Source organism: Pseudomonas sp. PS02290, assembly GCF_029960075.1.
Classification (GTDB): domain Bacteria; phylum Pseudomonadota; class Gammaproteobacteria; order Pseudomonadales; family Pseudomonadaceae; genus Aquipseudomonas.
This window is the reverse complement of the sequence record NZ_JASCOY010000154.1, coordinates 1-8,042: the sequence shown is the minus strand read 5'-3', so window position 1 is coordinate 8,042 and position 8,042 is coordinate 1. Positions and strand designations below refer to the sequence as shown.

General features: G+C 60.8%; 7 protein-coding genes. All 7 read right to left on the bottom strand.

All coding sequences use genetic code 11. The annotated features are described in order from the left end of the window. Positions 1-115 precede the first annotated feature (115 nt). Positions 116-1,336 carry an aspartate aminotransferase family protein gene (locus QMX88_RS28065; protein WP_282373510.1) on the bottom strand — a complete coding sequence of 407 codons (1,221 nt, stop codon included), beginning with the start codon at positions 1,334-1,336 and terminating at the stop codon, positions 116-118. 224 nt (positions 1,337-1,560) lie between these two features. After that, positions 1,561-2,544 (bottom strand): transcriptional regulator ArgR, encoded by a 984-nt coding sequence (argR, locus tag QMX88_RS28060; RefSeq protein WP_192171000.1) that lies wholly within the window; start codon positions 2,542-2,544, stop codon positions 1,561-1,563. A 149-nt stretch (positions 2,545-2,693) separates the two neighbouring features. Continuing rightward, positions 2,694-3,458 carry an ABC transporter ATP-binding protein gene (locus tag QMX88_RS28055; RefSeq protein ID WP_282373509.1) on the bottom strand — a complete coding sequence of 255 codons (765 nt, stop codon included), beginning with the start codon at positions 3,456-3,458 and terminating at the stop codon, positions 2,694-2,696. A 21-nt stretch (positions 3,459-3,479) separates the two neighbouring features. Then, positions 3,480-4,592: a succinylglutamate desuccinylase/aspartoacylase family protein gene (locus QMX88_RS28050; RefSeq protein ID WP_282373507.1), complete on the bottom strand. Its 1,113-nt coding sequence runs from the start codon at positions 4,590-4,592 to the stop codon at positions 3,480-3,482. Between the two features lies 1 nt (position 4,593). Continuing rightward, positions 4,594-5,292, bottom strand: coding sequence for an ABC transporter permease (locus tag QMX88_RS28045; protein ID WP_133773343.1), 699 nt, complete (start codon positions 5,290-5,292; stop codon positions 4,594-4,596). Next, positions 5,289-5,978: an ABC transporter permease gene (locus QMX88_RS28040; protein WP_065986205.1), complete on the bottom strand. Its 690-nt coding sequence runs from the start codon at positions 5,976-5,978 to the stop codon at positions 5,289-5,291. Before QMX88_RS28040 ends, QMX88_RS28045 begins: the two co-directional genes overlap by 4 nt. A 91-nt stretch (positions 5,979-6,069) precedes the next feature. After that, the gene (locus QMX88_RS28035) at positions 6,070-6,846 is read right to left on the bottom strand and encodes an ABC transporter substrate-binding protein (RefSeq protein WP_282373504.1); all 777 of its coding nucleotides are present in this window, start codon (positions 6,844-6,846) and stop codon (positions 6,070-6,072) included. Positions 6,847-8,042: the final 1,196 nt, after the last annotated feature.

Here is an 8,042-nt window from a genome sequence, read left to right as displayed (position 1 = left end):
GCGGTAGGTCAGATGCAACCGTTTCGCTGACACACCGCGATCGCGAGCAAGCTCACTCCTACAGGGAATGTGTACGCCAATCAGCCGAAGGGCGTGTCCCGGTCGACCGAAAGACTTACGCCCCGGCCAGCTTGGCAACCGCACGTTCGAAGCGGTTCAGGCCTTCTTCGATGTCGGCGTCTTCGACCACCAGGCTCGGCGCGAAACGCACCACGTCGGGACCGGCCTGAAGCACCATCACGCCTTCCTGCTCGGCGGCGTTGAAGAAGTCCTTGGCCTTGCCTTTCCAGGCGTCGGTCAACACGCAGCCGATCAACAGGCCCATGCCGCGCACCTGGCTGAACACGCCGTATTGCTGACCGATCTTCTCCAGACGGGCCTTGAACAATTCATGCTTGGCCTTCACGCCCGCCAGCACTTCCGGGGTGTTGACCACGTCGATAACTGCCTCACCCACCGCGCACGCCAGCGGGTTGCCGCCGTAGGTGGTGCCGTGAACGCCAACGGCCAGGTGCTTGGCAAGTTTTTCAGTGGTCAGCATGGCCGCCATCGGGAAACCGCCGCCGATGCTTTTCGCGCTGGAGAGAATGTCCGGCGTCACGCCGTAATGCATGTACGCAAACAGGTGACCGCTGCGGCCCATGCCGCTCTGGACTTCGTCGAAGACCAGCAGCGCGTTGTGCTCATCGCACAATTTGCGCGCGCCTTGCAGGTATTCGAGTTCGGCCGGCAGTACGCCGCCCTCGCCCTGGATCGGCTCGAGCACCACCGCGCAGGTCTTGTCCGAGACGGCGGCCTTCAGCGCGTCCAGGTCATTGAAGGGGACGTGGGTGATGCCGGTGATTTTCGGGCCGAAGCCGTCGGAGTATTTCGGCTGACCGCCGACGCTCACGGTGAACAGGGTGCGGCCGTGAAAGCTGTTCAGGGCCGCGACGATTTCGTACTTGTCCGGGCCGTACAGATCGTGGGCCACGCGACGGGCCAGTTTGAAAGCGGCTTCGTTGGCTTCGGCGCCGGAGTTACAGAAGAACACGCGGTCGGCGAAGGTGGCGTCAACCAGCTTCTTGGCAAAACGCAGCGCCGGTTCGTTGGTGAAGACGTTGGAGACATGCCACAACTTGTTGGCCTGCTCGGTCAGCGCGTCGACCAGCGCAGGGTGCGCATGGCCCAGCACGTTGACCGCGATGCCGCCGGAGAAATCAACCAGTTCGCGACCCGACTGATCCCAGACGCGAGAACCCTGACCGCGCACGGGGATGAAGGCTGCCGGGGCATAGTTGGGGACCATCACCTGGTCGAAATCGGCACGTTGCACCGGTACTTGCTCAACGGACATCGGAGTCTCCTGAAGAGGAACGCCTGCCTGGAACTGGCGAGCGATGGAAGGATTGTAAGGACTGATTCGGGCCGGGCCTTGCCGCCAAGCGACAACTTCTTATAGCGCCAAACCGGCTTTTTAAGGGGTTTTCGGCAATGCGACAAATTGCGTCACAAAGGCGCAGTTTAAACACTGGCGTGCGACTGGCGCACTGTTGAGTTCAGGGCGACTTGTCTGGATTTTCAACCGCGCTCGGCGGGCACCGATGACAATTCGAACGGGCTGCTGCTGCGACGCTGATTGCGGTCTTCGCGAGGGGTAGCGCCGAAGAAGTTACGGTAGGCGCTGGAGAAATGCGGCCCCGAAGAGAAACCGCAGGACAGGCCGATCTGAATGATCGATTTGCTCGTCTGCATCAGCATCTGCCGTGCCTTGTTCAGGCGCAGTTCGAGGTAATACTGGCTCGGCACCCGATTGAGGTACTGCTTGAAGATGCGCTCCAGCTGACGTCGCGACACACACACGTGCTGGGCGATTTCGTCGGTGGTCAGCGGCTCTTCGATGTTGGCTTCCATTAACAGCACCGCCTGGGTCAGCTTCGGGTGACTGGAACCCAAACGGTTCTGCAGTGGAATCCGTTGACGCTCGCCGCCTTCGCGGATGCGCTCCACCACCAGTTCTTCCGACACCGCGCCGGCCAGTTCAGCGCCGTGGTCACGGGCCAGCACCGCCAGCAACAGATCCAGCACCGACATCCCGCCGCACGCTGTCAGGCGATCGCGATCCCAGTCGAACAAATGGCTGGTGGCGATGACCTTGGGGAAGCGCTCGGCGAAATCGTCCTGCCAGCGCCAGTGCACCGCGGCACGGTAACCGTCGAGCAAGCCCAATTGCGCCAGCGGATACACACCCGCCGACAACCCGCCGATCACGCAACCGGCGCGGACCAGTTGCTTGAGCGCGCCGCCGAGGGCCGAAGACATCGGCGCCGGTGGCTCGTCGGCCAGAAGAAACAGCTTCTGAAACCCTTCCAGACGACCGACCCACGGCTCGCCCGGCAATTGCCAACCGCTGCCATCAATCGGCGGTTCTGCCTGCAGAAACGACAGTTCGTACACCACTTCGGGGTGAACGCGCTGAGCAACACGCAGAGCTTCCTCCGCCAGCGCCAGGGTCAAGGCTTTGGTGCCGGGCCAGATGAGAAATCCGATTCGATGGGCAGTCATGGCGTGCAATCCGAAACGTGTCGCTAAAAGGGGTCGCACGCCTGGCATGCGATGGGATTCTGTAACCTTCAGTCAATGGCTGCGGCCTGAATGACGCGCAGCATGAACCGTTCTGAAGCAAAACGCACCGCTCTCACGTGGCGGGCGGGTTACTTCAAACTGCCTGACAGGAACTGCTGCAAACGCTCGGATTTCGGATTGACCAGCACTTCACGGGGATTGCCGGATTCTTCAACCAGGCCCTTGTGCAGGAAGATCAGCTGATTCGACACTTCACGGGCAAAGCCCATTTCGTGAGTCACCACCACCATGGTCCGGCCTTCCTGAGCCAGCGCCTGCATGACTTTCAGCACATCACCGACCAACTCGGGGTCCAGGGCGGACGTCGGTTCGTCGAACAGCATGACTTCCGGCTCCACTGCCAGCGCCCGGGCAATCGCTACGCGCTGCTGCTCGCCGCCGGACATGTGCCCTGGGTAGGCGTCCTTGCGGTGATAGACGCCGACCTTGTTCAGATAATGTTCGGCCTTTTCCAGCGCTTCTTTCTTCGGCACGCCCAGGACGTGCACGGGCGCTTCGATGATGTTTTCCATCGCAGTCATGTGCGACCACAGGTTGAAGTGCTGAAACACCATCGACAGGCGCGAACGCATGCGCTGCAGCTGTTTCAGGTCAGCCGCCTTCAGGCCGCCGTCCTTGTTGGAGACCAGCTTGAGCTCTTCGTTGTTGAGCAGAATGCGGCCGGATTTCGGCTGCTCCAGCAAGTTGATGCAGCGCAGAAACGTACTCTTGCCCGAGCCGCTGGAGCCGATGATGCTGATGACATCGCCAGCCTTGGCGGTCAGCGAAACGCCTTTGAGCACTTCGTGACTGCCGTAGCACTTGTGCAGGTCCTGGACTTCCAGTTTGTTCATGATGTCGGTTCTCACAAGTAATCAGTCACTGAGCAGGCGGCCGCTGCGCAACGGTGTGCGGCCGGCCACTTTGGCCATCCAGAAACCCGGCTGGGCGTAACGCAGTTTTTCGATGGCGAACAGCACGCCGGCGGTACCGGCACAGACGGTGGTAGCGCGATCGGTCAACGGGTCGATGACGTCGAACAGCGGTTCACCGGGCTCGACCCAGGCCCCCGCTGGACGCAAGAAAGTCAGCACGCCGGGATGGGGCGCATAAATCATTTCGGTGCCTTCGAACGGCATGCCTTCGCAGGCTTCATGGCCAGGTTGCGGCCACTCGCCACTGATCAGCCCCTGCTCGGCCAGAAACGCCAGAATGCCTTCGGCGTAGGCCTCGGCTTCGGCCTTGCCCGTGTTGGCCTGACCGCCCAGTTCGAGGGTAGTCGCCAGGCAGGCCAGCGGTATCTGCGCGTCCGGAAACTGCTTGGACAAGCGCAACCACGGCAGCGAACAGGCTTCGTCGAACGAGCTGCCGCCGGAATCCTCGGCCAGCAGCGCGACGGTCACCCCCAGATGCGCCGACAGCGAACGCCATTGCGGCCAGTGCTGCGGCAAGGCGTACATGTGCAGCGAAGCGTCGGTGTCGCAATGCAGGTCCAGCACCACGTCGGCGTTGCAGGCATGACTGAGCAAGACGCGCTGCATCCCGGCCAGTTCGCTGCCGGCCGGCGGCAATTGCTCGAGCACATCGGCCATGGCCTGACGGATCAGTTTGACGTTGGCGTGGGGGTCGTCACCGAGCTTGCCTGCCAGCGCCTGGGCGACCGGCTCGCTCAGCTCGGTGAAATCGCGATTGAAATTCTTGCCGCTGCCGTACTCGAAACGGCCCTGGTGGTTGCCCTGCAGCAACTGGCCCAGACCGATCGGGTTGGCGACCGGCACCAGCTCGATGACGCCCTTGAGCAGGCCCTGTTCTTCCAGCTGGGTCAGGCGTTTCTTCAATTCCCAGGCGGTGCGCATGCCCGGCAGCTCGTCGGCGTGCAGGCTGGCCTGAATGTAGGCCTTGCGCTCGCCCTGACCGAAACGGAACACACTCAGGGTGCGCTGGGTGCCGAGATTGCCCCACGGTAGATCGTGATCGATGCGCTGCATATCAGTGCTTCCTCGGGGCGAGGTAACTGAGCCAGCGGCGCTCGGCCAGCTTGAACAGTTTCACCAGAATGAACGTCAGGCAGAGGTAGAAAACGCCCGCCGTGATGTAGGCCTCGAACGGCAGGTAGAACTGCGCGTTGACCGCGCGCGCCGCACCGGTGATATCCATCAGCGTGACAATCGAGGCCAGACTGGTGGTCTGCAGCATCATGATCACTTCGTTGCTGTACTGCGGCAGCGCACGGCGCAGGGCCGATGGCAGCAAAATCCGGCGGTACATCTTGGCTTTGGACATGCCGATTGCCCGCGCTGCTTCGATCTCGCCCGGCGGCGTGGATTTCAGGCTGCCGGCGATGATTTCAGCGGTGTAGGCGCTGGTGTTGATAGCGAAAGCCAGGCACGCGCAGAAGGTCGCACTCGACAGCCACGGCCACAGGATGCTTTCACGCACCGCTTCAAATTGCGCCAGCCCGTAGTAGATGAGGAACAACTGCACCAGCATCGGCGTGCCGCGGATGACGTAGGTGTAGCTCCACGCCAGCAGATTGACCCAGGCGATTTTCGACACGCGCATCAGGCCCAGCGGCAGGGCAGCGAGCAGGCCGAAAAACAGCGACAGCGCGAGCAGTTTGAGGGTGATCAGCAGACCGCCGAAGTACAGCGGCAGGCTTTCCCAGACGACGTTGTAATCGAAAATCATAGGTCTGCCACCCTCACGCCGGCCGAGTAACGTTTTTCGATGTAGCGCAGTACCAGCAGCGAGACACTGGTGATGACCAGGTACATGGCCGCGACTGCGAGGAAGAAAGTGAAGGGTTCGCGGGTGGCATCGGCCGCCTGCTTGGCCTTGAACATCATGTCCTGCAGACCGACCACGGAAATCAGCGCGGTGGCCTTGGTCAGTACCAGCCAGTTATTGGTGAACCCGGGGATCGCCAGACGAATCATCTGCGGCACCAGAATGCGGAAGAACACCCGGCCACTGCTCATGCCGTAGGCCATGCCTGCTTCGGCCTGCCCTTTCGGGATGGCCATGAACGCGCCACGGAAGGTTTCCGACAGGTACGCGCCAAAGATGAAACCCAGCGTGCCGATACCGGCCACCAGCGGGTTAAGGTCGATGTAGTCGTCGTGACCGAGCAGCGGCGCGATGCGGTTGAGCAGGTCCTGACCGCCGTAGAAAATCAGCAGAATCAGCACCAGATCGGGAATGCCGCGGATCACGGTGGAATACAGATCGCCCAGCCATGCCAGCCAGCGCACCGGCGACAGCCGCAATGCCACGCCGATCAGGCCGAGCACGATCGCCAGCGCCATGGAGCACAGAGCGAGCTGCAAGGTCAGCCATGCACCGTCGAGGATGACGGCTCCGTAACCTTTCAACATGTTGTTTGGCCCTCAAGCGCGGGATAGAAAAATGGCGCAATCAGTCGGTGCGGTGACCGGCTGCTTGCGCCATTGACGGCTTCAAACCACGTTATTTGCCGTAGATGTCGAAGTCGAAGTACTTGTCTTGAATGGCTTTGTATTTGCCGTTGGCACGAATGGCCGCGATGGCTGCGTTGAGCTTGTCCAGGTCAGCCTTGTCGCCCTTGCGCACGGCAATGCCGACGCCGTCGCCGAAGTAGTTGACGTCGGTGAAGGCCGGACCGACGAATGCGTAGCCTTTGCCGGATTCGGTATTGAGGAAGCCGTCCTGCAGCAGGGTGGCATCCGCCACGGTGCCATCGAGACGACCGGCGGCGATGTCCAGGTAGACTTCGTTCTGCGAGCTGTACGGTTTGATTTCAGCACCCAGCGGGGCCAGGACTTCGCGGGCGAAACGCTCGTGGATCGAGCCACGCTGCACGCCGATGTTCTTGCCCTTGAGTTCGGTCAGCGCGTCGCTGACGACGGTGCCCTGCTTCATGACCAGACGGGCCGGGGTGTTGTAGTACTTGTTGGTGAAGTCGACGGACTTCTTGCGGTCTTCGGTGATGGACATCGAGGACAGGATGGCGTCGATCTTGCGCACTTTCAGCGCCGGGATCAGGCCGTCGAATTCCTGCTCGACCCATACGCACTTGACCTTCATCTCTTCGCACAGGGCGTTGCCGATGTCGTAGTCGAAACCGACGATGCTGCCGTCCGGCGCCTTGGAGGCAAACGGAGGGTATGCCGCTTCGATGCCGATCTTCATGGGCTTTTCATCGGCGAATACGGGCTGTGCCAATACGGTCAGTGCCAGCGCACCCAGCAGCATGAGCTTTTTCATTTCTTGGAACTCCATCGGTATAACGCGACAAATGGCAGTGAGCGAGACGCTCAATGAACAGGAGGAATCAGAAATTGCGACGCGAGGTGCCGGCGGGTCTCTGGACCCGACAAGCCTTCGGCGAGTGGTCGGCATTTTAGCGGCAGGCTGAAAGTCGATATTTCTTCAATGCGACAACTAGTTACAGAAGCACATGAAATCGTGATCAGGCCAATTGACATCCAAAAAGCTTTATGCAAGTGCCAGAGCTGGCAAACCTATCAACGAAGCAAATAACGCGCCCATTATTGGCAAAGCCTTATGATCCGGCAAGTCCAGCGTGGGAGCGGGTTGATTCAGGGCGATGAAATGCTTTGTTTTCGGGTGGAAACGCCCCACAGCGGGGCGGGAGGTTACCGGGGCGGGTGTGGGGTAACAAATCGATATTTCCCGATTCGCGAGTGTTGAAGATCAAGAGCGTCCGCCTGGGGGCGGACTGTTTCGCCTTCGGCGAGTTACTTGGAAAAGCACCCCAAGTAACCAAAGGTGCTTGCTCCTGGCTAGGTTCCTCCTGCGTCGGAATACCCTCACTCCGACGACGCTCCGTGGGCCCGCGCCGAACGGACATCCATGTCCTGACGGCGCTCTCGCCGCATCCATGCGGCTCGACCCACTCTGCGTCGTCTGCGTTCAGCCTGCACCCAAGTCGCGATTGGCGGTGTTTGAGCCTTTTGCGGATGAAGATCTAAAGCAGATCAAGAACAGATAGAGGTCGGATCGAGGGCAGATCAGTCGCCATGGACTTGTGGGAGTGAGCTTGCTCACGAAGGGGGTTGGTACATCCATCGGACATCTGGTGCTTGGAATACAGCATTCGCGAGCAAGCTCGCTCACAGGGAGGGGGTGTGATCGGCAAAATTGTTGGCGCCTGGACTAGCCTCTTCCCGGCTAAAGCCGGTCCCACTGACAGCAGCGCGTTCAGTCAGTAGGACTAGCTCCGACTGTAGGACCGGCTTCAGCCGGGAAGCTTTTGCTTTTGCAGTTGATTTTCTACGCGATAGTCCAGACACCACCAAATGCGACTTGGGTGCAGGCTGAACGGAGGTCTCGAGGAGTGGGCCGAGCGGCATGGATGCCGCGAGAGCGCCGTCAGGACATGGATGTCCGTTCGGCGCGGGCCCACGGAGCGGGACCGGAGTGAAGGAACCCGACGAAGT